We start from the raw sequence: 21,810 nt of genomic DNA, 5'->3' as shown, positions 1-21,810 counted from the left end.
CATTCCGGGCCGATGCGAGGCATCGAGCCCGGAATCTCGATCCGCATTTCACCCACTTCGAGATTCCGGGTTCGCCTCTCCGAGGCGGCCCGGAATGACTGATCCGGAGGAGAACAGCATGGACGACCAGAAACGCCGCGATGCCGGCATGAACGTGCGCCGAAAAGTGCTGGGCAATGCCTGGGTCGACAAGTCGATCGCGGGTCGCAATGCATTCAACACCGATTTCCAGGACATGATCACGCGCTACGCCTGGGGCGAGATCTGGACGCGGCCGCATTTCGACGAGCGAACGCGGCGGGTGCTGGTGATCGGCACCATGGTTGCGCTTGGCCAATGGGACGAATTCCGCCTGCATGTGCGCGCGGCGCTCGCCGAGGGCGGCTTCACGCCCGACGACATCAAGGAAATTCTGCTGCAGCAAGCGATCTATTGCGGCGTGCCGGCCGCGAACCACGCCGTCAAGGAAGCCTCAGCGATTGTGCAGGAGCTCGGCCTGCTCAAGACCTAGCGGCGGGGTCGCCTCGACGGTCTTCTGAACGATCTTGGGCGCCGCCTCGGGCCGTTCGATCACCACCACGATGGCGGCACCGAGCAGGAGCAGGAGCTCAGTGGCGTGCAGCCGCAGCGCGGCCATCTCGCCGACCTTCGAAGCCATGATCATGCTCGCAAACGAGATCAGGCTGCCGATCGCAAGCGCAATGCCGAGCGCTTCGTCGCTGCCGCCGTTCTTGCGGATGCGGGGGATGCAGAGCAGCGCAAGGTAGATCGCAAAGAACGCCACCACGGTCAGTCGCCCCAGGGCCAGCAGCCAGGCGGCGCGCACCGTGTCCATGCCCGCCATCTGGAGATGGTCGCTGAGGAAAAGAGCGACTGCGACGCTCGGCCGCTCATAGAGGCCGTGCACCGGCGCCACCATGATGTTGAAGGCAACGAGGGTCCAGGCCGGGATGAAATAGGCCGCCAGCAGTGCGCCGTTGACCGAACCGATACGCCAGTTTCCGAACATGCCGCTTCCCGCTTCGCTTGGCCCGCGCCTTCGGTGGAAGGCCTTGCCGGGAGCTAACTCGCATCAGACTGTGGCGGCAATTTAAACCCTTTGTTTACCTTAACTGCCTCCCGACGGGCATCCAATTGGGCGCCGGCGGAACCGGTTCCGCCCATTGCCCGGGGGAACCGGAGCGGCAAATGATCTCTGTAAAAGCCTTGATGCGGCGGCGGGGCCGGGTTGCAGCCGCCAGTTCCCTCCTGTTACAAAACGAGAATGCTTAAGGGCTGCCGGAGCCCGAGAAGAAACCAGCACTCTCTCTCGAAGAGTTCCCTTTGAGCCGCGTCAGATTTGGGTACGGCAGCCTATGGATTATTTCGCCCAGCAGTTCATCAACGGCCTCGTGCTCGGCTCGATCTACGGGCTGATCGCGATCGGCTACACGATGGTCTACGGCATCGTCGGCATGATCAACTTCGCCCATGGCGATGTCTTCATGATCGGCGGCTTCATCGCCCTGATCACCTTCCTTCTCCTGGTCTCGACCGGCCTGACTGCGGTCCCGGTGATCCTTTTGATCGTGATCCTGGTCTCGATGGCGGTCACAGCGCTGTATGGCTGGACCATCGAGCGCATTGCCTACCGTCCGCTGCGGCACTCCTTCCGCCTCGCTCCGATGCTGTCGGCGATCGGCATGTCGTTCGTGCTGACCAACTATTCGCAGGTGGCGCAAGGCGCGCGGGTGAAGCCAGTGCCGCCAGTGATCACCGGCGGCTATACGCTGCACGAGAGCGCCGATGGCTTCGTCATCCAGCTCTCCAACATCCAGATCGTGGTGGTCATCACCACCATCGTGTTGCTGGCGATCTTCACCTGGCTGGTGTCGCGCACCCGGCTCGGGCGCGACATGCGCGCCTGCGAGCAGGACCAGACCATGGCGGCGCTGCTCGGCGTCAACGTCGACCGCACCATCTCCATGACCTTCGTGATCGGCGCTGCGCTCGCCGCAGTGGCCGGCCTGATGTACCTGCTCTATTACGGCCTGGTCGATTTCTTCATGGGCTTCGTCGCCGGCATCAAGGCGTTCACTGCGGCCGTACTCGGCGGCATCGGCTCGCTGCCCGGCGCCATGCTCGGGGGGCTCGCCATCGGTCTGATCGAGACGTTCTGGTCGGCCTATTTCTCGGTCGAATACAAGGACGTCGCCGCGTTCTCGATCCTGATCGTCGTGCTGATCTTCATGCCGACCGGCCTGCTCGGCCGTCCCGAAGTCGAAAAAGTCTGACGGTCGCGCGTGAACACACCCTCGATCAATACGGCCAAAGCTGCATCGGGCATCCCCGCTCTCCTGAAGACCGCCGGCTTCAACGCGCTGATCGCGCTGGTGCTGTTCTCGCTGATGGTCGGCGTCCGCACCGAAGCCGGTTCAGACGGCCAGCTCACCTATTGGACGCGCTTCGGCGAGGTCGCCTCCCTCGTCGCCGCGGTATTCGGCGGCTCGATCGTGCTCGAGCTGCTCAAGCAATGGATCGGTCCGACCGGCGCCGAGAAGCTGGTGCCGCCGGCGGTGCAGAGCGGAATGTCGTTCCTCGGCCGCTACCTCGCACCGGCGCTCCTGATCTTCACGCTGCTGGTGCCCGTGATCTTCTATGACCAGCGCTACATCCTCGATCTCGCCATCCTCGTGCTCACCTATGTGATGCTGGGCTGGGGGCTGAACGTCGTGGTTGGCCTCGCCGGCCTGCTCGATCTCGGCTACGTCGCCTTCTATGCAGTCGGCGCCTATTCTTACGCGCTGCTCGCGACCAATTTCGGTTGGTCGTTCTGGATCTGCCTGCCGCTAGCGGGCGTCCTCGCCGCATTCTGGGGCGTGCTGCTCGGCTTTCCCGTGCTGCGCCTGCGCGGCGATTACCTCGCCATCGTGACGCTCGCCTTCGGCGAGATCATCCGCCTCGTCATCATCAATTGGCAGGATCTGACCGGCGGTCCCAACGGCGTCTCCAGCATTCCCCGCCCCTCCTTCTTCGGCATCCCGCTCGACAACAGCGACAACGGGCTCGCCGCCAGGCTCGGTATCGAATATTCGCCGACCCACCGCATCGTCTTCCTGTTCTACCTGATCCTGGCGCTCGCGCTGCTCACCAACTGGGTGACGATCCGGTTGCGCCGCCTGCCGATCGGCCGCGCCTGGGAAGCCCTGCGCGAGGACGAGGTCGCCTGCCGCGCGCTCGGCATCAACACCACGACGACCAAGCTCACGGCATTCGCGACCGGTGCGATGTTCGGCGGCTTTGCCGGCGCGTTCTTCGCGACACGCCAGGGCTTCATCAGCCCGGAATCCTTCACCTTCCAGGAATCGGCACTGGTACTCGCCATCGTCGTACTCGGCGGCATGGGCTCGCAGCTTGGTGTCGCGCTCGCAGCGCTCGCCATGATCGGCGGTTTCGAGCTATTCCGGAGCCTCGAGAGCTATCGCATGCTGGTGTTCGGCATGGCCATGGTGCTGATCATGATCTGGCGGCCGCGCGGCCTGATCGGCCATCGCGCGCCGACCGTGTATCTGACCAAGGCACACGCGATCTCATCCGAACTCGTCAAGGAGGGGCACGGATGAGCCGCGACCAGATTCTCGAGGTCGACCGGCTCACCATGCGCTTCGGCGGCATCGTCGCGGTGCAGGACCTGTCGTTTGCTGCCGAGCGGAAGAAGATCACCGCGCTGATCGGACCCAACGGCGCCGGTAAGACGACGGTGTTCAACTGCATCACCGGATTCTACAAGCCGAGCGGCGGCGCCATCCGCCTCAGCCATGACGATGGCAAGGTGATCGCGCTGGAGCGGCTGAACGATTTCCGCATCGCCAAGCAGGCCAAGGTCGCCCGCACCTTCCAGAACATCCGCCTGTTTCCCGGCATGACCGCGCTGGAAAACCTGATGGTGGCGCAGCACAACGCGCTGATGCGCGCCTCCGGCTTTACCTTGCTCGGGCTCGTTGGCGCGCCCGTCTACCGCGACGCCGAGAAGCGCGCGATCGATCTCGCCACCGACTGGCTCAAGCGGGTCAATTTGCTCGATCGCGCCGACGATGCCGCCGGTAATTTTGCCTATGGCGACCAGCGACGGCTCGAGATCGCACGCGCGATGTGCACCGAGCCCGCGCTCTTGTGCCTGGACGAGCCCGCCGCCGGCCTCAATGCGCGCGAGAGTGCCGCCCTGAGCGAGTTGCTGCTGTCGATCCGCAACGAGCTCGGCACCTCGATCCTGCTGATCGAGCACGACATGTCTGTCGTGATGGAGATCTCCGACCATATCGTGGTGATGGACCACGGGGTGAAGATCTCTGAAGGCTCCCCGCGCGAGGTTCGCGACGATCCAAAGGTGATCGCCGCCTATCTCGGCACAGATGAGGAAGAGGCGGCGGCCGTGATGGAGAGCGGGTCGTGACGTCGCCCACTGCCCTGCTCGCGATCCGCGGCCTTCGCGCCGCCTACGGCAAGATCGAAGCGCTGAAAGGCGTCGACCTCGAGATCACTGCCGGCGAGATCGTGGCGCTGATCGGTGCCAACGGTGCCGGCAAGTCGACGCTGATGATGACGATCTTCGGCAAGCCGCGCGCCCGCGCCGGCCAGATCCTGTACGAAGGCCGCGACATCACCGAAGTGCCCACCCACGAGATCGCGCATTTGCGCATCGCGCAATCGCCGGAGGGCCGCCGCATCTTCCCGCGCATGAGCGTGGCGGAAAATCTCCAGATGGGCGCGGACGCCACCGAATGCACCGACGCCGAACGCGAGGCGACGCTAGAACGCGTGTTCGCGCTGTTTCCGCGGCTGAAGGAACGCTACGCCCAGCGCGGCGGAACCCTGTCCGGCGGCGAGCAGCAGATGCTGGCCATCGGCCGCGCCTTGATGAGCCGTCCTCGGCTGCTCCTGCTCGACGAACCCTCGCTCGGTCTGGCGCCGCTGATCGCGCGCCAGATTTTCGATGCGATCCGCACTCTGAACCGGCAGGACGGCCTGACCGTGCTGATCGTCGAGCAGAACGCCAACCATGCGCTCAAACTCGCCCATCGTGGTTATGTCATGGTCAATGGCCTGATCACGTTGGCCGGGACCGGTGCCGAGTTGTTGCAGCGCCCCGAGATTCGCGCCGCCTACCTGGAAGGCGGCCGGCACGGTTGAGGCGCCCGAAAGCGAACCCGTGCGGCCGAATGAGGCGAGATATCTCTGCCAATGCCCGTATTTTGCCGGTGACTTCTCCTCAAATTCATTCAAGAATGGCGCCGGTTTGAACCGGGCATGCCCGGTAACTTCCACAGGCGACCACCCTCGAGGTATCTCATGAAATCACTGAAGCTCATCGGTCTGGCATTCGGCGCATCGATCGCGCTGTCGAGCGCGACATTCGCGCAGGATGTCACCGTCGCAGTCGCAGGTCCGATGACCGGCGGCGAGTCCGCCTTCGGCCGCCAGATGAAGAACGGCGCCGAGATGGCCGTCGCCGACATCAACGCCGCCGGCGGCCTCAATGGCAAGAAGCTCGCGCTGTCCGTCGAAGACGACGCCTGCGATCCGAAGCAGGCGCGCTCGATCGCCGAGAAGATCGCCGGCGCGAAAATCCCGTTCGTGGCCGGGCATTATTGCTCGTCGTCGTCGATCCCCGCGTCGGAAGCCTATGCTGACGGCAACGTGCTCCAGATTACTCCCGCCTCCACCAATCCGAAGTTCACCGATAGCGGATTGTGGAACGTAGCGCGTGTCTGCGGCCGCGACGACCAGCAGGGCCTGGTCGCCGCCCAGTACATCGCGAAGAACTACAAGGGCAAGAATATCGCCATCCTCAACGACAAGACCACCTACGGCAAGGGTCTTGCGGACGAGACCAAGAAGGCGCTCAACAAGGCTGGCGTCACCGAGAAGATGTACGAGTCCTACAACAAGGGCGACAAGGACTTCAACGCGATCGTCTCGCGGCTGAAGCGCGACAACATCGATCTCGTTTATGTCGGAGGCTACCATCAGGAGAGCGGCCTGATCCTGCGCCAGATGCGCGACCAGGGCCTCAAGACCGTGCTGATGGCCGGCGACGCCCTCGCCGACAAGGAATATGCCTCCATCACCGGCCCGGCCGGCGAAGGTACGCTGTTCACCTTCGGCCCCGATCCGCGCAACAAGCCGACCGCGAAGAAGATCGTCGAGGCCTTCAAGGCCAAGAACATCGACCCTGAAGGCTACACGCTCTACACCTACGCGGCGATGCAGGTCTGGTCGCAGGCGGCCAAGAAGGCCGGGACCACCGACGCCAAGAAGGTCATGGCGGCCATCAAGGCCGGCAAGTGGGACACCGTGATCGGGCCAATCGAGTATGACGCCAAGGGCGACATCAAGCAGCTCGACTACGTCGTCTACAAATGGGACGCCAAGGGCGGCTACGCCGCGATCAGCGGCAACGGCACCTAAGCACGCGTGCCGGGGGGCCTGAAGGCCTCGTCCAATCATCATCGCGCCCCGGCTTGCCCCGGGGCGTTTCTTCCTGCGGCAGGGTCAGACGGCTGCAGGCAGCGCGCTGTCAGCCGCGGCTTGGGCCTTCCGTAGTGCTTGAAGAAGATCGTTCGGCCGAAACGGCTTTTGCAGGCAGACCACGTTGGCGAGGTGGGGTGATTGTTCCATGAAATCCAGCGCCGTCATCCCCGACACGGCAACGACCGGGAGGCTCGGTGCAAGCTCGCGCAGGGTTGCGATGACCTCGACGCCGTTGGTATCGCCGAGGAAAATGTCCACGATTGCCGCGTCGAAGCAGGCCTCGGTGAAGGCTTTCACCCCGGCTGCGCCGCTATCGGCCTCAACGACGTCATAACGGTTGACGCGCAGCACGATCGCGACCATCGCACGGACGTCCTTCTGGTCGTCGATGATGAGAACGCGGGGCATAGGGAACAACTCCCGGATCCTGAAATCAAAATGCCTGATTCAAACCTGGAACCCGTAGCGGCGGGAGAGCATTATGGCACCGTCCAGTAAAGCGCATCTTACCCAATCCCCCGTGCGCGTTCCCCATAAAATTAAGTAAGCTGTAACCTTCGGTTGAGTCGCAGTGGGTTTTGTCATGATGCGTGCCCAGAACCCGCTACCATGGGCGGAAATAGATTGGGCCAAATGAGATTGGCAAAAATGCTCAAGACCGATCTGCGAGAGCTGCACGTGTCCGCGACAACCGATCGGAACACATTCCTTTCGACGTTGCCGGCCACCCCGAAAGACCGCAGCGCAGCATTGGCGATCGTCGGCGTCTCCTCGATCCTGTTCGCAGTGGCCGTGCCCTTTGCAGGTATCCCGCTGCTGCCTGTGCCAGCCTTCGTCGCGAGCTATCAATCCGCCCTCGTCGTCGCGGACATCGTCACCGCGGTCCTGCTGTTGTCGCAGTTTGCGGTGCTCAGGACCCGCGCGCTGCTCGTGCTCGCGACGGGCTATCTGTTCACCGCCGCCGCGGCCGTGGTCCATGCCCTCACCTTCCCCGGACTTTTTTCGCAGACCGGGCTGCTGGGGGCAAACCAGCAGACCACGGTCTGGCTCTACATGATCTGGCACGGCGGCTTCCCGCTCTGCGTGCTGGCCTATGCCTGGCTCAAGGAGGCCGACGGCGGCGCCCGGATCGCGGGCTCGACAAGCAAGGCGATCTGCGCCAGCGTGGTCGGCGTCGTCGCGGTCATGATCGTCTTGACCTGGATCGTCACTGCCCAGCACGGGCTGCTTCCGGTCCTGCTGCGCGATGGCCGTTACACGCAGATCATGATCGGCGTGGTGTCCTTTGTCTGGTCCTTGAGCTTCGCAGCGCTGGTCTCGCTGTGGTTCCGCCGTCCGCATTCGGTCATCGATGTCTGGCTCATGGTGGTGATGTGCGCATGGCTGTTCGACATCGCGCTGTCGGCGATCGTCAACGTCGCGCGCTTCGATCTCGGCTTCTACGCTGGCCGCCTCTACGGCCTCTGCGCGGCGACCTTCGTGCTCGCGGTGCTTTTGATCGAAAATGTCCGCCTTCAGGCGCATACGCTGGGTCTCGTCGGCAGGCTGCGGCAGCAGTCGGCATTGGATCGCGACTATTATGGCAAGCGCCTTGCCCTGTACGGCGCCGTCGTCGAATCCGCCAATGATGCCATCATCACGAAGACGCTCGACGGTGTCATCACGGGCTGGAACAAGGCCGCCGAACAGCTGTTCGGCTATGCCGCCGGGGAGGCCGTCGGCCAACCGATCGACATCATCGTGCCTGAGGATCGCAAGGCCGAGGTCAGGGGCATCCTGAACCGGGTCGGCGGCAACGAAACGATCGCTCAGCACGAGACGGTCCGGATCCGGAAGGACGGCCGGCGGGTCGACGTCGTCCTGAATGTTTCTCCGCTCAAATCAGCCAACGGACAGATCATCGGCGCTTCCAAGATCGCCCACGACATCACGGAAGAGAAGCAGGCACGGGAAAAACTGCGCCGCGAGGTCGAGGAGCGGCAGCGGATCTTTGAGACCTCGCAGGACCTGATCCTGGTTACCGACGGTTTTGGCAATTTCATCCAGGTCAGCCCGAGCGTGAAGACCATTCTCGGCCTGAGTCCGGAGGACATGATCGGACACAGCGCGACCGAGTTCATTCATCCCGATGACCTCCAGAAGACGCGCGACGAGATGCGCGCGGCGCGGCGCGGCGCGGTCAAGCGCAGCTTCGAGGCGCGCTACTACCACTACGACGGTCACGAGGTCACGCTGAACTGGATGGGCACCTGGTCCGAGCCGGTCAAGCGCCATTTCTTCATCGGCCGCGACCTCACCGAGAAGCAGGCCGCCGAGGCGCAGTTCAGGCACGTCCAGAAGATGGATTCCATCGGTCAATTGACCGGCGGCGTCGCGCACGACTTCAACAATGTGCTGACCGTCATCACCGGCACGATCGGCATTTTGGCGGACGCCGTCGCTGACCGTCCCGAGCTCGCCGCCATCACCAAGCTGATCGACGACGCCGCCGAGCGCGGCGCGCAACTGACCAAGCATCTGCTCGCCTTCGCCCGCAAGCAGCCGCTCCAGCCGCGCGAAATCGACGTCAACGCATTGACGCTCGAGGCCGCAAAGCTCCTGCATCCCACGCTCGGCGAGCAGATCACCATCATGCCGCAACTCACCGAGGATGCGTGGCCGGCACTGATTGACCCGGGCCAGCTTTCCACCGCGATCCTCAATCTCGCGCTGAACGCGCGCGATGCGATGCCCGACGGTGGCACGCTGGTGCTGGAAACCCGCAACATCTTCCTCGACGACGGCTATGCCAGCATGAATCCCGACGTGATGGCCGGCAATTACGTCATGATCGCCGTCAGCGACACCGGCTCCGGAATCCCGCCGGAGTTGATCGACCGGGTGTTCGATCCCTTCTTCACCACCAAGGAGGTCGGCAAGGGCACCGGCCTCGGGCTCAGCATGGTGTTCGGCTTCGTCAAGCAGTCCGGCGGACACATCAAGATCTACAGCGAGGAAGGCCACGGCACGAGCGTGAAGATCTACCTGCCGCGCTCGAGCGGCGTGCAGGAGACCGAATTCGAGGCGCTCCAGAACGCGCCCGTCACCGGCGGCGACGAGAAGATCCTGATCGTCGAGGACGACGCGCTGGTGCGCCAATATGTCGTGACCCAGATCAAGAGCCTCGGCTATGCCGCACTCGAAGCCGGCAACGCGGCCGAGGCCCTCGTCATCATCGACGCCGACAAGGACATCGACCTGCTGTTCACGGACGTCATCATGCCGGGTAACATGAACGGCCGCCAGCTCGCCGATGAGGCGGCTCGCCGCCGCCCCGATTTGAAGACGCTGTTCACTTCGGGCTACACGGAGAACGCCATCGTCCATCACGGGCGGCTCGATTCCGGCGTGCTGCTGCTGGCAAAGCCCTACCGCAAGTCCGAGCTCGCCAAGATGCTGAGGACCGCGCTCGCGGGTTGAGCGTGCGGCATCCCTACGATATCGCTGAAGCGAACGCCTTTCAGCCCGCGGAGCCGCCTTGAAAAACCTTCTCACCGATATCGCCGGCGTCCGCGTCGGCCACGCCGAAGATGCGAAAATCGCCACTGGCACGACCGCGATCATCTTCGACGCCCCCGCGGTTGCGGCCATCGATGTTCGCGGCGGCGGACCCGGTACGCGCGAAGATGCGTTGCTCGACCTCGCCAGCACCGTCGATCGCGTTGACGCCATTGCGCTGTCCGGCGGCTCCGCCTTTGGAATCGACGCCGGCGGCGGCATCCAGGCCTGGCTCGCCGAACAAGGCCGCGGCTTGCGGATTCGCGAGGCTGTGATTCCGATCGTGCCGGGCGCGATCGTTTTCGACCTGCTCAACGGTGGCGACAAGGCCTGGGGACGCTTCGCGCCCTATCGCGATCTCGGCTACGCCGCAGCATTGGCCGCCAGCGACGATTTCGCGCTGGGCAGCGTCGGCGCCGGCCTTGGTGCCACCACCGCGACCTTCAAGGGTGGACTGGGCTCGGCCTCCGCGGTCCTGGCCAACGGCGTCAAGGTCGCAGCGATCATGGTCGTCAACGCGGTCGGCAGCACGACCGTTGGCGAAGGGCCTTGGTTCTGGGCCGCGCCATTCGAGGAGAACGGCGAGTTCGGCGGGCGCGGTCTGCCGTCCGCGTTCACGCCGGACATGCTGGCGATGCGCATCAAGGGCGGCCCCGCAGCGAGCGCGCGTGAGAACACCACGATCGGCCTCGTCGTCACCGATGCCACGCTGACCAAGGCACAGGCCAAGCGGCTTGCGATGATCGCGCATACCGGGTTTGCCCGTGCGATCTATCCGGTGCATGCCCCGACCGACGGCGACGTGCTGTTCGCCGCCGCAACGGGCGAAAAGCCGATCGAACCGCTGGTCGGGCTTACCGAACTCGGCACGGTCGCAGCCAATGTGGTCGCACGCGCGATCGCTCGCGGCGTCTACAATGCGACGGCCCTGCCGTTTGCCGGCGCGATGCCGGCGTGGAAGGATCGGTTTGGCTAGAAACGAAACGGCGGGCACAGCGTTACCCTGACGGGCCAAGGTGCACCGCCATGCCGTCTTCCGTGATCCGCTTTTTCCGCTATGCACCCGACACGCGCGAACTGAAGGTGACTTTCGTCAGCGGACGCCTCTATGTCTACGAGGACGTTCCGCCCGAGGTCGCCGCGGCGTTCAGGAATGCGCGCTCAAAGGGTACGTTCTTCAACCACGAAATCCGTGATCGGTATGTCTTTCGTGACATCACTCACGAATATGCCGGTTAGCCGTGAGCGGGGCTACACGCTCATCGACATCGATGAACCGACAGTCGCTGAGGCGCCTTGTCCCTGCCCGCCTTGCCGCTGCATCAACTGTGCGAACAGATCGTAGGCTGAATTACGCGAGCTGGAGGCGCCCGGGACCGTCGTCGACATCTTGAAGCCGTCGGCGTAGGTGACGGTGGTGGTGGTCGAGCCGTCGGCGCCCGTCGTCGAGGTCGAGGTGGAGCCGCCGGTGGATCGCGAGGAGGAATCCGAACCGCTGCCGGACGCATCGCCCGCACCTTGCGCGTGATGGTGGCCGCGATGACCGCTCTTCAGTGCCTTCGACATCTCATCGAGGCTGACGCTGCCGTCGGTATTCGAATCCAGCTTCGAGAAAACGTCGTCGGCCTGCGCGAGGTTGGTGCCGCCGGCGCCGAGCGCATTCTCGAATTCCGACTTGGTGATCTTGCCGTCGCCGTCCCCATCGATCTGCGAGAACAGATCCTTCAAGGCGGCGTCGCGGCGCGTCGAGGACGAGGACGTCGAGCTCGACGAGGTCGAGCTGGCTGTGCTGCTCGTACTCTCCGAGGATTGGCTCTGCGCGGCGAACAGCGCGTTCATCGTCTCCGGCGAGATCTGCGGGGTTCTGCCCGCATTGACCGGCGAGGTCGCGCCGGTCGTGCTGTTGCTGCCGCTGTCGATCGCGAACGGATTGGTCGCCGGCTTTTGCGAGGACCCCGTCTTCTGCGTCGACGAGGACGATTTCGAATTCGTCAGCGACTGGATCGCGTCGAGCGCGCTCGATACGGCCCCAAGAGCGAACAACATTGCACAACTCCAACCGATGCGGCATGCCGCGGCCAATGTTCTGTTCAGGTGAAGTCAGCAAGCGCCGTGCCAGCGCAAAAAGCTCAATGAAATCCGCTTTCACCGCGCTTTGCACGGCCCGGGAACACCGGCAATTCGTGCCGGTCGCGGCAGAAATTTCCGCCCACAGGAAGCACGCCGCCCCTGCATTGCCCGGCTGAGAGGCCCATGTTAGGCGAGTCCATCTTTCACGGCCGCCACGGGAAACCACCATGACCCAAGCCTTCGCTCCCCGCCCCCTAGCAATCGCGCCCTCGATCCTGGCCTCGGATTTCTCCAGGCTCGGCGAGGAGGTGCGCGCCGTGGACGCCGCGGGAGCCGACTGGATCCATCTCGACGTCATGGACGGGCACTTCGTTCCCAACATCTCGTATGGCCCCGACGTCATCAAGGCGATGCGCCCGCACACCAAGAAGATCTTCGACGCGCATCTGATGATCTCGCCCTGCGACCCCTATCTGGAGGCCTTCGCGAAAGCCGGCTGCGACCACATCACCGTGCATGCCGAGGCCGGTCCCCATCTGCACCGCTCGCTCCAGGCGATCCGCGCGCTTGGCAAGAAGGCCGGCGTTTCGCTCAATCCGGGCACGCCGATCAGCGCGCTCGAATACGTCCTGGACCTGGTCGACCTCGTGCTGGTGATGTCGGTCAATCCCGGCTTCGGCGGCCAGGCCTTCATCCCCTCCGCGATCGGCAAGATCCGCGACATCCGCGCAATGACAGCGGGCCGCCCGATCGACATCGAGGTCGATGGCGGCGTCGGCGCCGACGTCGCAGGTCCGCTGGCTGCGGCCGGGGCCAATGCCTTCGTCGCCGGCACGTCCGTGTTCAGGGGCGGCACGCAGGACGCCTACAAGACCAACATCGCCGCGATCCGCAACGCTGCCGCGGGTGCACGCGGCGAGGCGATCTGAGGGCCCGCACAGCTCCGCAGACGTGGGCTTCTACGGGTGTTGCGGCGCGCAATGCCTAAATTTGCAACCTTAATCCGTACTCCTCCGGGCTTCCCTGATTCGCGCAAATCACCGCTAGTGATTCTTGCCTGTTTCGCGGGAGCACATCATGACGACGACCCTGGTTTGGACTGGCGTGGCGTTGTGGCTTGGTTTTTGTGCGTTTGTTGTGTTTGGTCCATCGGCCGGACCGGTGAAGGTCTCGGCTCGCTCGACCCGCATCGCCCGTCGCGACTGGTATCGGGCCTGACCCCATGCAGATCGCGCTCGTGAAACGTCAGCCGAAGCGCCGGTGCCGCATCCCGCGGCGCCCGCATCCTGACCTCGATTTTTTCTTCGGTCGGCTCGAACGCACCGAAGGCGAGATGCGCGACGACACCGGGCCCGAGACGGACCCGGATCACCCGCTCCGGTCACCGCGCCGGCATTGAATTCTTTTTCTGGACCAAGCTCATGAAGCCGCATTGCCCGAACTGCCTGAAGGAAATGACCAAGGCATCCGCGTCGCGCAACCTGTTCAATTGCGAGCCCTGCCGCGAGATCATCCAGTTCTTCGGCGGCAGCGCGGATCACGGCGAGCCCGGCCCGCAATTCTCCTGGCCGATCCGTCGCAAACGTTCCGTCCATACCGCTCACGCGGCCTGAACCTTCCAGGATTTGGAGCGCGGCCCTATCCGGCCACCTCGCCCGCATCCGCAGCCATTCGCGGCGGTCGTACCACGGTGACGGTGCAGGCCGCTTCCGAGGCCACCTTGGCCGAAACGCTGCCGAGCAGCGTGCGCCTGAACGAGCCCTGCCGCGCGCCGATAATGATGTGGTCGACGTGGTTGATCTCGCAAAACTCCAGGATGGCCGCGGCCGGATCGACGGCTTCCAGCACATGAGCCGACAGCCGGCTTTCATCCAGCTTGAGCGGCGTGGCCCAGTGCCTGAGCGCCACCAATCGGTCGATATGCTTGTTGGAGCCCTGCTCATCCAGCGTCCTGTCGATCGCGATGCGGTTGAGCTTCAGCACGTTGAGACAGGCGAGCCGCGCCGACGGCAGCGTGGCGAGAATGCGCTCGGTGGTGACGCGCAACGCTTCGTTCAGCTCGGGGGCGCCTTCCACGGTGTCGAGCGCGACCGCGAGGATCGGGCTTGATGCGATCTGGGCTGCGACATCCGATTTCGCGCGCGGCTGCATGACGCCCTGGTTGAAGCGGCGCCGCCAAGCGACGCTTAGCGGATCGCGCTTCATCCGCTCCGAGCGTGTGGTGAGCCTGACCTGGTCCGGGTGGGTGAGATCGAAGGCGAGCTGGGACGCCGTCGGATAGCGCCGCACCGGCTCGATCTCGAGGCATCGCAGCACCACTTCCTGGAGCCAGGGCGGATAGTCGGCGCGAAGCGAGCGCGGCGGGTGCGGATCGCGCCACAGCCGGCGCCGCATCGCACGCAGAGTCTCGCCCTCACCGAACGGCCGCTCGCCGGTCGTGAAGAAATAGAGCAGCACGCCGAGCGAGAACAGATCGCTGCGCGGATCGTCTCGCACCCCTGACAGCCGTTCCGGCGCCATATAGGGCGCAGTACCGTAAGGCAGGCGGAATTCCTCCTGCAACAGGTCCGGCAGATGGTTGTGATGCGACAAGCCGTAGTCGATCAGCACCGCCTCGCCGCTCTCGCGGAACATGATGCTGCTCGGCTTGATGTCGTGATGGATCACGTTCTGCCGATGCAAATCCGCGAGCCCCGTCGCGATCCTGGCGACGAGCTGCCGCGCCTCGTCATACGGCAGCGGCAGGTCGGGCAGCCGCTTGTAGAGCGTGGTCCCGGAGATGCGCTCGATCACGACATAGGCCTGGTGGGCGAAATCGCCGGTGCCGAAACATGAGGGTACGTGCGGCCCGGCCAGCCGCGGCAGGATCATCATCTCCATTTCGAAGGAGACGATCGCCGCGGGGTCCTCGCCCTCCGATACCCGCGGAATCTTCATCAGCAGCGGCACGTCGATGCCGGGATGGGTGACCGTCCACAGCGTCGCCATGCCGCCGGCATGGACGCATTCGCCGATCGTGTAGCCGTCGATCTCTGCGCCCGATTTGACGAGGGGTTTCGGCATCGGCCTCTAGCGTCCCTGCGACAGTCGGTCGGCGAGCCAATGCGGCAGGCCGTTCTCGCGGATCCGGCTTGCGGCCGTCTCGACATCGTAGGGCGCGCGGCAATAGGTGATCAGACACGAGACCGTGTCGAACAGCGCGAAAGCCGCGGATGGATCGTTATCGCGCGGCTGGCCGACCGAGCCAAGCACAGCAAGCCATTGCCGCCCGCGCAGCAAAGGCACGGAGACGTCGGTCTTAGGCACGAGTCCCGACATCTTCGCCGTCACCGACATCGAGTAGATCGCCGGGCGGTGGATGTGGCCGCAGAACGTGACATGAGCTGGCGTCGCGATCAGGCTTTTGGCGGCGTCCGCCGTCGATCGGACATAGTGCCAGCTTCGGGGACTGGAGGCTTCCGAATGCACGAACAGGCGATCGCCGTCCTCCACCAGCATCGGCAATTCCGCCAGGAACCGCCGCTGCGCGGTGTCGAGCCGGCCGCGGGTCCATTCGATCGCGATTTGCGCCTCGGCATTCATGGTCTCGGCCGAGGAATTCACTGCCTGGTCATGATTCCCGCGCACGGCGACGGCGCCCTGGGCAACCAGCTCCATCGCGGTATCCACCACCCATTCCGGATCGGCGCCATAGCCGACGAAGTCGCCAAGCAAGATGAAGCGCTCGGCGCCACGCGCCCGCGCGACTTTCAGGCACGCCTCGAACGCCTGCCGGTTGCCGTGGATATCCGAGAAAACAGCGAGAAGCACGCACCCTCCACCCTCGAACCTTATTGGGAGCCGATGAGGCCAAATTGAGGGAGGTCAAGAACATGCGCCAGCGGCGCGCGGTTTGCCAGCGCTGCCCTGTCGCGATGGTGAAGAGCCTATTGCTCGTCCTTCGGCGGCATCCGGGGCGGCGGAATCGGGGTGAACACGGCGCCCTGCGCGCCGGCCTGCGGAGCGCTGAACTCGCCGGTCGAGGAGTCTCCGCCACTCGTCTCCATGATGGTCTTAGGCGTCACATATTCCCGGACCATGTCGATGAGGCTGCCATCGCCGCCGCCGAAATCGGCGGCCCGGCCGCCTTGCGGATGTCCCAGCGCGATCTCGTTCTCCGCCGCGTGGGTCTTGTCGGCCAGCCGGTCATTGTAGGGCACACGAAAGGCGCGCGGTATGCCGCTCGGGCGATTGTCCTCGTCGAGCTGCTCGACCCAGAGATAGATCGAGCCGGGATCGCCCTCCAGCGAATGCGGCTCGACGATACGGGCCTTCAGCAGCTTGAAGCTCACCGGCAGCCGATCGGCGCTCGCCCAGCCGAGCAGCCCGCGCATCTCGGTGAAGCTGACGACATAGAACGCGCTGGTCACGATCACCGCGACGGCCTTGATCGACCAGTGCAGCCGCGCATAGACCAGCACGACCAGCAGCAGCGCGCCGATGACGGCATAGGCTATCGATAGCGTGAGGATGACCGTCTGCAAGCTAGTCACGGCGCACCCTCACGGCGTTCTTGCTCACGCCGGTGTTCGGGTCAAGATCGGCGCCGTTGCGCCAATTGCTGCGAAAAGTCTCCAACAGCGATTTCGGCCGCTGATCCACATTGACGACCTTGCCTTCGGCATCGAGCCGGAACCGCACCGCGGTCTTCTCGTCGCCGGTGTGGTCGAGGGTGAACTTGTTGTCGAAGACCACTTGCGCCGTCGGATTGAGCTTCTGCACCTTCACATTGGCCGTGACGGGTTCGCCGGTCGTGGCCACGAAATGTGAGACGTTGACGGTGTATTCGCCGGGGACGATGCCGCGCACGGTGACGATCTCCTCGCGGATCGGCGAGGCAATCTTCTTGCCGTTGACCACGATGAAGTCGTTGGCTCCGCCGCGATCGTCGCGGTCGAGCGTGAGGAAGCCGGCCTCGCGGTGGCGATACCAGGCGATATTGCCCACGGGATCCTGCACGAACAGATCGAGATCGTCGGGATGGCTGTCCGGCCAGTCCAGCGTGATCATGAACTCGGCCTTGGAATCGATCTTGCCGTCCTTGGCGTCCGGCGAGACGGCGAGCAGTGCGAGGAAGAACAGGAAAGCGATCACCTGGAGGGCTTTGAACAGCATCACGCCCAGCGGGTCGAACGGCTCCTCGCGCGGATAGAGGCCGAAATCATCCATCATGACTGGCTTCCGGCGCCCTTGATTCCAGACCCCTCGATTCCAAAACCCTTGCGCTCCAGCACCGGCGTCACATAGGTCTCGGTCAGCACCACCGCATCCGAGAACACCCGCTGGGTCGCGGCATCCAGCATGTAATACTGGATGCGGACCAGGATCGAACCGACCAGGCCCGCCAGTGTCGTGTACATCGCGACCGCCATGCCGTCGCTCATCAGCCCCATCGAAGATCGCATCGCGACCTTGTCGGCGGCATCCAGCCCCGCGATCGGCGCCAGCATGATGATGAAGCCGACGATGGTGCCGAGCAGGCCGAGCTTCATCAGCGTATCCGAGACGAAGGCCCCGAAGCCATTGGAGCCGCGCAGCCGGTCGGCAAGCGTCCGCAGCAATAGCGTCTGGTCCACCGGACGGTAGTCCTGCGCGGCGGCCTTTGTCACAAGGCTGTCGATATGGTCGCGGACCAGCCCGCGCGGCAATGCGGTCGCGCTCGCATCGAGCACTTTGCTGCCGTCGGGTGCCGCGAGCGCCGCCCGGCAGCGCCGGGCCGCCGCGCCCTCACGGGCAATGGCCCGCGTTCGCAGGAAGCAGTGGCCGCAGGTGAGCACATAGAGCAGTGCGATCACGCTGGAAATGTAGGTCCGGTCCGAGGTCAGCATCAGACGGATCAGGCCGAACCGCCACAGCAGCACGACGGCGAAGATCGAAAGCCCGGTGAAGATCATCCAGAACAGGAGCGCGCTGCGCTCGGATGGGTCGGCAGCAGGCCCCGCGATCGGCCCAATCGTCATCGAACTCATGCTGCACTGCTCCTGGCCTCTAAAGATTGGCCTGCCGCGATTTCCTGCCCATTAGATCAAAGCCGCCGCGCCCGGTCCAAAGAGCCATGCCCAATCCGGCTTGGGAAATTTGCCCGAGCTGCCATCTTGCCGTGCCTCGCAATTGGCAAGGCGCGGCGGCGTTGTTAGGCTGACCTTACCAAACTTTGGGGTGATCGCATGCGCCTTGTGCTTCAGCTTGTCGCCCGTCTGTTTCTCATCGTCGCCCTCTGCCTTGGCGCGGCGACCATCTGGGCGACGTTCGACGCCTATCGCAGCGTCGACCGGGCGACTGCGGCCTCGGCGCAGCGGGTCGCCCAGGCGCTTCAGGCCCTGTATTGGCACGAATTCCTGTTGCGTAGCAGCAGAACACGCGAGCAGCTCCTGCCGGTTCCGGAGTGGCGCACGCTGGAGACGATGAAGCTGATCTCACCCGGCGTCTGCGTGGAGTTCCAACCCGCTATCGCATTCGAGAAGCCGCTCTGCGGCCAGAGCGAGGGGCTCGGCAAGACGCCTCCGCGCTGGTTCGCGTCAATTGTGCCGACCTTCCTTGGCAGCCATGCGGAGGTGATACGGCCGGTCAGTCCCCGCGCGGCGACCGCCGGAACGGTGGTCGCGACGCCGGATGCCGCAGCTGCCATCTCGCTCGCTTGGGAATACATCCTCAACGTAATCGACGTCGCGCTTTTGATGGCGGCGGCGATCGCGCTGCTGGCTTCGCTCGCGATCGCGCATGCGCTGGCGCCGGCGCGCACGATCGTGACCGCCTTGCAGCGCATGGCGCGCGGTCAGTATCGCACGAAACTGCCGCGCTTCCGCTCGATGGAGCTGGCGATGATCGGCAGCGCCGTCGACGAGCTCGGCCGGCGGCTGGAGGAAGCGACCGAGCAGCGCGCGGCGCTGACGCGGCGCCTGATCGAGATCCGCGACGACGAACGCCGCGCGCTCGCCCGCGAGCTGCACGACGAGTTCGGACAAAATCTCTCGGCCATCCTCGCCTTCGCCAACACCATCGAGACGGCGAGCACGAAAGAAGACAAGCGCAACGACATCGTGCAGGACGCGCGGATGATCTCGCAGGCCACGCATCATCTGATGGCCTCGCTGCGCGACGCGCTGAAGCGCCTGCGCAATCCCCTGCCCGCCGAGCTTGGGCTGGAGGCGAGCCTTGTGAATCTGGTGGATAGCTGGCGCTCGCAGAGCTCCGCGCGGCCGACGATCCAGCTCGATCTCAAGGGCGACTTCACCGACATCAGCGGCCCGGCCGCGACCACCGCCTATCGCGTCGCGCAGGAATGCCTGACCAACGCGTTGCGCCACGGCGCGGCACGCGAGATTTCGCTCAGCGTCGAGCGACGCGCGGGCGACGACGATGCGTTGCTGATCCGTATCGAGGACGATGGCGGCGGCGACGCGGCACGCGTTGAGCAGTCGGCCGGCTTCGGCCTCACCGGCATCCGCGAACGGCTCGCGGCGGCCGGTGGATCATTGTCGATCCTGCCCGCCCATGCCGGACTCAGCGTCGCCGCCACCATCCCGCTCGCCGCGTGAGGACGGGATGAACGAGATTACGGCAACAGGCATCTCCGTGCTGCTGGTCGACGATCATCCGATCGTACGGCAAGGCTATCGGCGCGTGCTGGAAAGCCAGGGCGATCTGCATGTCGTGGCGGAAGCCGACAACGCCGCGGATGCCTACAGCGCCTTCAAGGCGCGCGATCCTGATGTCGTCGTACTTGATATCTCGATGCCGGGCGCGAGCGGGCTGGAAGCCATCCGCAACATCCGCGCGCGCAGCCCGCGGGCGCGGATCCTCGTTTTCACCATGCACAACGAGGCCGTGCTGGTGAAGGCAGCTTTCAGTGCCGGTGCCAGCGGCTTCGTCACCAAGAGCAGCGAGCCGTCCGCGGTCGTGTCCGCGATCCGGAGCGTTGCGCGCGGCGAACGCGCCATGAGCGACGACATCGCGCACATCCTGGCCGAGGACAGCCTGTCGGCGGGCTCTGCGCTGGATCAGCTGGGCGAACGCGAGATCGAGATCCTGCGCCAGTTCGCCGGCGGCGCCACGACCGAACAGATCGCTGCGCATCTCAATCTCAGCGTCAAGACAGTGCAGAACTATCACTACCTGATCAAGACCAAGACCGGCGCGCGCACGGATGCGCAGCTTGTGCGGTTGGCGGCCAGTTGTGGACTGACTAAAATCTAGATGCTCGCCCCTCCTTGGAGGTAGGAGCCCAGAACCCTCCTCCGTATGCGGGCATATCCAAGGATATTTCGACCGCCTTGCGATGCGGATTGGAACGGAGGCCGTCGAACTCTGGTTAGTACTGGAGTGAAGGAGTTCCGCCATGAGTAAGGCTATCCGCGAAGCTACCTATCCCGCGCTCATCACTGTCGGCGAGCTCATCGATGAACTCTGTCGCTTGCCAGACACAGCAACGATTCGATTCCACTGCCCCATGCTCGAGCAAGAGCTTGCATTCTACAGGCTTCGAAAGCGGGCGAAGGACCTGGTCGAAATCGAAGTCAATGCGTATCCGGAAAGCCCGCCGGTCGTGCCGTTGGCGGGTACCGCCCTTCGTGGGCGGAAAAAGGCCCACCATCCGCGTTCGCTCCGCGATGGTGCGCTCGCCCACAAGGTCGAAGGATAATTAAGCGGCGCCAATGCTGGCTATCGAACGGCTTTGGGACGGCGTGGAGGTGTTCGGCCTACGCCTTCAGCCCGCGCAATAGCAGCGCCAGCGTCGCATCGACACGCGCCGAGAGATCGGCGTCCTTCCATTCGTCGGCGTGGGCCGGATGGTGGAAGCGGACGGTGGCATCGAAGATGGCGCGTGCGGTGGTCTTGACGTCGCCCACCTCGAACACGCCCTGCTTCACGCCATCGGTCAGGATCGCCGCAATCTGGTCGATCATGGTGTCCTTGTGACACTTGACGGCTGCACACGCCTCGCGCGCCAGAGTCAGATAGGTGTCGAACATCTCGGGGTCGTCGAGCACGCGCGAACGCTTGGCGGCGAACAGGGTGCGCAGCCAGCGGTCGAGCCGCGCCGGAGCCGGGCCCTGCTCTTCGGCCAGCTGGCGTAACGGCGCGTCGATGCGGTCCAGCCAGCGTTTGGCGACGGCCTCGCGCAGGGAGGCCTTGCTCGGAAAATGGCGGTAGACGCTGCCGTGGCTCACATCGAGCGCACGGGCCACGTCGACCACGGTGGCCTTGGCGAGTCCGTAACGCCGCAGCACGTCCTCGGTCACTTCGAGGATCCGCTCCGGCGTCAAGATAACGGCTTCGTTCATGCCAGCACCATGTTCCCGTTGAGGGCTCAGTTACCCGGCGACGGAGCTGCTTCCGAAGCGCCCGTGCCGGTCGTTTCGGAAAGCTCTCGCCTTAATGAGGCAGTTTTGCAGCCTGCGCCGCGATCTGGCGCGCCACCAGTAAATTGAGCCAATGCCCAATCGTCCCGGTCAAATTGATGATTTCGGTCGTCATTGTCGTAAGTCTCCAATCAATTGGCGGTCCCCGTTGTTCGATTGCGACCCTCAATCCCCATCTGTCTGGGACGTCGGGCTCCCGGGATGCCGCCAGACGCCCAATCGGAGCGTCTGAGAACGGATATACACGTCTCGCTGACAGATTTCAATATCTGTCAGTCCGTGATTGACAGTT

Annotated in this window: 25 protein-coding genes; 16 read left to right on the top strand and 9 right to left on the bottom strand. The window is 64.4% G+C overall.

Annotated elements, in window-relative coordinates; all coding sequences use genetic code 11:
- Positions 1 to 118 precede the first annotated feature (118 nt).
- Complete coding sequence (locus ABIB66_RS12035; RefSeq protein ID WP_027567707.1) at positions 119 to 511, top strand: carboxymuconolactone decarboxylase family protein; 393 nt, start codon at positions 119 to 121, stop codon at positions 509 to 511.
- On the opposite strand, the gene ABIB66_RS12030 is transcribed toward ABIB66_RS12035, so the two are convergent.
- Positions 473 to 1,009: a hypothetical protein gene (locus ABIB66_RS12030; protein WP_007602413.1), complete on the bottom strand. Its 537-nt coding sequence runs from the start codon at positions 1,007 to 1,009 to the stop codon at positions 473 to 475. The two genes, ABIB66_RS12035 and ABIB66_RS12030, sit on opposite strands and share 39 nt — an antisense overlap.
- Positions 1,010 to 1,355: 346 nt before the next feature.
- Here ABIB66_RS12030 and ABIB66_RS12025 point away from each other — a divergent pair, with 346 nt between their 5' ends.
- The 5 genes from ABIB66_RS12025 (at position 1,356) to ABIB66_RS12005 (ending at position 6,447) form a co-directional block, all read left to right on the top strand.
- Positions 1,356 to 2,273: an ABC transporter permease subunit gene (locus ABIB66_RS12025; protein WP_354208528.1), complete on the top strand. Its 918-nt coding sequence runs from the start codon at positions 1,356 to 1,358 to the stop codon at positions 2,271 to 2,273.
- Positions 2,274 to 2,282: 9 nt separating this feature from the next.
- Positions 2,283 to 3,602: a high-affinity branched-chain amino acid ABC transporter permease LivM gene (gene livM / locus ABIB66_RS12020; RefSeq protein WP_354208527.1), complete on the top strand. Its 1,320-nt coding sequence runs from the start codon at positions 2,283 to 2,285 to the stop codon at positions 3,600 to 3,602.
- Complete coding sequence (locus tag ABIB66_RS12015) at positions 3,599 to 4,432, top strand: ABC transporter ATP-binding protein (RefSeq protein WP_275170113.1); 834 nt, start codon at positions 3,599 to 3,601, stop codon at positions 4,430 to 4,432. Before livM ends, ABIB66_RS12015 begins: the two co-directional genes overlap by 4 nt.
- Positions 4,429 to 5,169: an ABC transporter ATP-binding protein gene (locus ABIB66_RS12010; protein ID WP_354208526.1), complete on the top strand. Its 741-nt coding sequence runs from the start codon at positions 4,429 to 4,431 to the stop codon at positions 5,167 to 5,169. Before ABIB66_RS12015 ends, ABIB66_RS12010 begins: the two co-directional genes overlap by 4 nt.
- Positions 5,170 to 5,328: 159 nt before the next feature.
- Positions 5,329 to 6,447: a branched-chain amino acid ABC transporter substrate-binding protein gene (locus tag ABIB66_RS12005; protein WP_275170111.1), complete on the top strand. Its 1,119-nt coding sequence runs from the start codon at positions 5,329 to 5,331 to the stop codon at positions 6,445 to 6,447.
- A gap of 84 nt (positions 6,448 to 6,531) precedes the next feature.
- Here the strand turns inward: ABIB66_RS12005 and ABIB66_RS12000 are convergent, their stop codons facing one another.
- On the bottom strand, positions 6,532 to 6,918 hold the full coding sequence (locus ABIB66_RS12000) for a response regulator (protein ID WP_354208525.1): 387 nt from the start codon (positions 6,916 to 6,918) through the stop codon (positions 6,532 to 6,534).
- A gap of 240 nt (positions 6,919 to 7,158) precedes the next feature.
- On the opposite strand from ABIB66_RS12000, the gene ABIB66_RS11995 reads away from it, so the two are divergent.
- The 3 genes from ABIB66_RS11995 to ABIB66_RS11985 are packed head-to-tail and all read left to right on the top strand — an operon-like array spanning position 7,159 to position 11,286.
- Positions 7,159 to 9,969 (top strand): PAS domain S-box protein, encoded by a 2,811-nt coding sequence (locus tag ABIB66_RS11995; protein ID WP_354208524.1) that lies wholly within the window; start codon positions 7,159 to 7,161, stop codon positions 9,967 to 9,969.
- 58 nt (positions 9,970 to 10,027) lie between these two features.
- The gene (locus ABIB66_RS11990; protein WP_354208523.1) at positions 10,028 to 11,023 is read left to right on the top strand and encodes a P1 family peptidase; all 996 of its coding nucleotides are present in this window, start codon (positions 10,028 to 10,030) and stop codon (positions 11,021 to 11,023) included.
- A 50-nt stretch (positions 11,024 to 11,073) separates the two neighbouring features.
- A complete protein-coding gene (locus tag ABIB66_RS11985; RefSeq protein ID WP_354208522.1) occupies positions 11,074 to 11,286 on the top strand; it encodes a KTSC domain-containing protein in 213 nt (70 codons plus the stop codon).
- A gap of 12 nt (positions 11,287 to 11,298) precedes the next feature.
- On the opposite strand, the gene ABIB66_RS11980 is transcribed toward ABIB66_RS11985, so the two are convergent.
- On the bottom strand, positions 11,299 to 12,093 hold the full coding sequence (locus ABIB66_RS11980) for an EF-hand domain-containing protein (protein ID WP_354208521.1): 795 nt from the start codon (positions 12,091 to 12,093) through the stop codon (positions 11,299 to 11,301).
- Positions 12,094 to 12,344: 251 nt separating this feature from the next.
- Here ABIB66_RS11980 and rpe point away from each other — a divergent pair, with 251 nt between their 5' ends.
- From rpe to ABIB66_RS11960, 4 genes are all read left to right on the top strand, one after another.
- On the top strand, positions 12,345 to 13,046 hold the full coding sequence (rpe, locus tag ABIB66_RS11975) for a ribulose-phosphate 3-epimerase (protein ID WP_354128092.1): 702 nt from the start codon (positions 12,345 to 12,347) through the stop codon (positions 13,044 to 13,046).
- 148 nt (positions 13,047 to 13,194) lie between these two features.
- A complete protein-coding gene (locus ABIB66_RS11970; protein WP_007602382.1) occupies positions 13,195 to 13,335 on the top strand; it encodes a hypothetical protein in 141 nt (46 codons plus the stop codon).
- A 4-nt stretch (positions 13,336 to 13,339) separates the two neighbouring features.
- Positions 13,340 to 13,516 (top strand): hypothetical protein, encoded by a 177-nt coding sequence (locus ABIB66_RS11965; protein ID WP_354208520.1) that lies wholly within the window; start codon positions 13,340 to 13,342, stop codon positions 13,514 to 13,516.
- Positions 13,517 to 13,538: 22 nt separating this feature from the next.
- Positions 13,539 to 13,730 (top strand): hypothetical protein, encoded by a 192-nt coding sequence (locus tag ABIB66_RS11960; RefSeq protein ID WP_007602380.1) that lies wholly within the window; start codon positions 13,539 to 13,541, stop codon positions 13,728 to 13,730.
- Positions 13,731 to 13,755: 25 nt separating this feature from the next.
- Here the strand turns inward: ABIB66_RS11960 and ABIB66_RS11955 are convergent, their stop codons facing one another.
- The 5 genes from ABIB66_RS11955 to ABIB66_RS11935 all read right to left on the bottom strand — a co-directional run bounded on the left by ABIB66_RS11955 (position 13,756) and on the right by ABIB66_RS11935 (position 18,125).
- The gene (locus ABIB66_RS11955; RefSeq protein ID WP_354208519.1) at positions 13,756 to 15,180 is read right to left on the bottom strand and encodes a protein kinase domain-containing protein; all 1,425 of its coding nucleotides are present in this window, start codon (positions 15,178 to 15,180) and stop codon (positions 13,756 to 13,758) included.
- Positions 15,181 to 15,186: 6 nt separating this feature from the next.
- The gene (locus tag ABIB66_RS11950; RefSeq protein WP_275170102.1) at positions 15,187 to 15,927 is read right to left on the bottom strand and encodes a metallophosphoesterase family protein; all 741 of its coding nucleotides are present in this window, start codon (positions 15,925 to 15,927) and stop codon (positions 15,187 to 15,189) included.
- Positions 15,928 to 16,043: 116 nt separating this feature from the next.
- On the bottom strand, positions 16,044 to 16,649 hold the full coding sequence (locus ABIB66_RS11945; protein WP_354208518.1) for a hypothetical protein: 606 nt from the start codon (positions 16,647 to 16,649) through the stop codon (positions 16,044 to 16,046).
- A complete protein-coding gene (locus ABIB66_RS11940) occupies positions 16,642 to 17,328 on the bottom strand; it encodes a DUF2135 domain-containing protein (protein WP_354208517.1) in 687 nt (228 codons plus the stop codon). Before ABIB66_RS11940 ends, ABIB66_RS11945 begins: the two co-directional genes overlap by 8 nt.
- On the bottom strand, positions 17,325 to 18,125 hold the full coding sequence (locus ABIB66_RS11935) for a MotA/TolQ/ExbB proton channel family protein (RefSeq protein WP_354208516.1): 801 nt from the start codon (positions 18,123 to 18,125) through the stop codon (positions 17,325 to 17,327). The genes ABIB66_RS11940 and ABIB66_RS11935 overlap by 4 nt, the downstream gene beginning before the upstream one ends.
- Before the next feature lie 198 nt (positions 18,126 to 18,323).
- Between ABIB66_RS11935 and ABIB66_RS11930 the strand changes: the two genes are divergently transcribed.
- The 3 genes from ABIB66_RS11930 to ABIB66_RS11920 all read left to right on the top strand — a co-directional run bounded on the left by ABIB66_RS11930 (position 18,324) and on the right by ABIB66_RS11920 (position 20,797).
- A complete protein-coding gene (locus tag ABIB66_RS11930; protein WP_354208515.1) occupies positions 18,324 to 19,694 on the top strand; it encodes a sensor histidine kinase in 1,371 nt (456 codons plus the stop codon).
- 7 nt (positions 19,695 to 19,701) lie between these two features.
- On the top strand, positions 19,702 to 20,352 hold the full coding sequence (locus tag ABIB66_RS11925; RefSeq protein ID WP_085351047.1) for a response regulator: 651 nt from the start codon (positions 19,702 to 19,704) through the stop codon (positions 20,350 to 20,352).
- 142 nt (positions 20,353 to 20,494) lie between these two features.
- Positions 20,495 to 20,797: a hypothetical protein gene (locus ABIB66_RS11920; RefSeq protein ID WP_275170097.1), complete on the top strand. Its 303-nt coding sequence runs from the start codon at positions 20,495 to 20,497 to the stop codon at positions 20,795 to 20,797.
- 58 nt (positions 20,798 to 20,855) lie between these two features.
- Here the strand turns inward: ABIB66_RS11920 and ABIB66_RS11915 are convergent, their stop codons facing one another.
- Positions 20,856 to 21,440 (bottom strand): TetR/AcrR family transcriptional regulator, encoded by a 585-nt coding sequence (locus ABIB66_RS11915; protein WP_354208514.1) that lies wholly within the window; start codon positions 21,438 to 21,440, stop codon positions 20,856 to 20,858.
- Positions 21,441 to 21,810 lie beyond the last annotated feature (370 nt).

The sequence above is a fragment of the Bradyrhizobium sp. F1.13.3 genome, assembly GCF_040548265.1.
Classification (GTDB): domain Bacteria; phylum Pseudomonadota; class Alphaproteobacteria; order Rhizobiales; family Xanthobacteraceae; genus Bradyrhizobium.
Note: the sequence above shows the minus strand (reverse complement) of the source record. Positions and strands in the feature narration are given on the sequence as shown.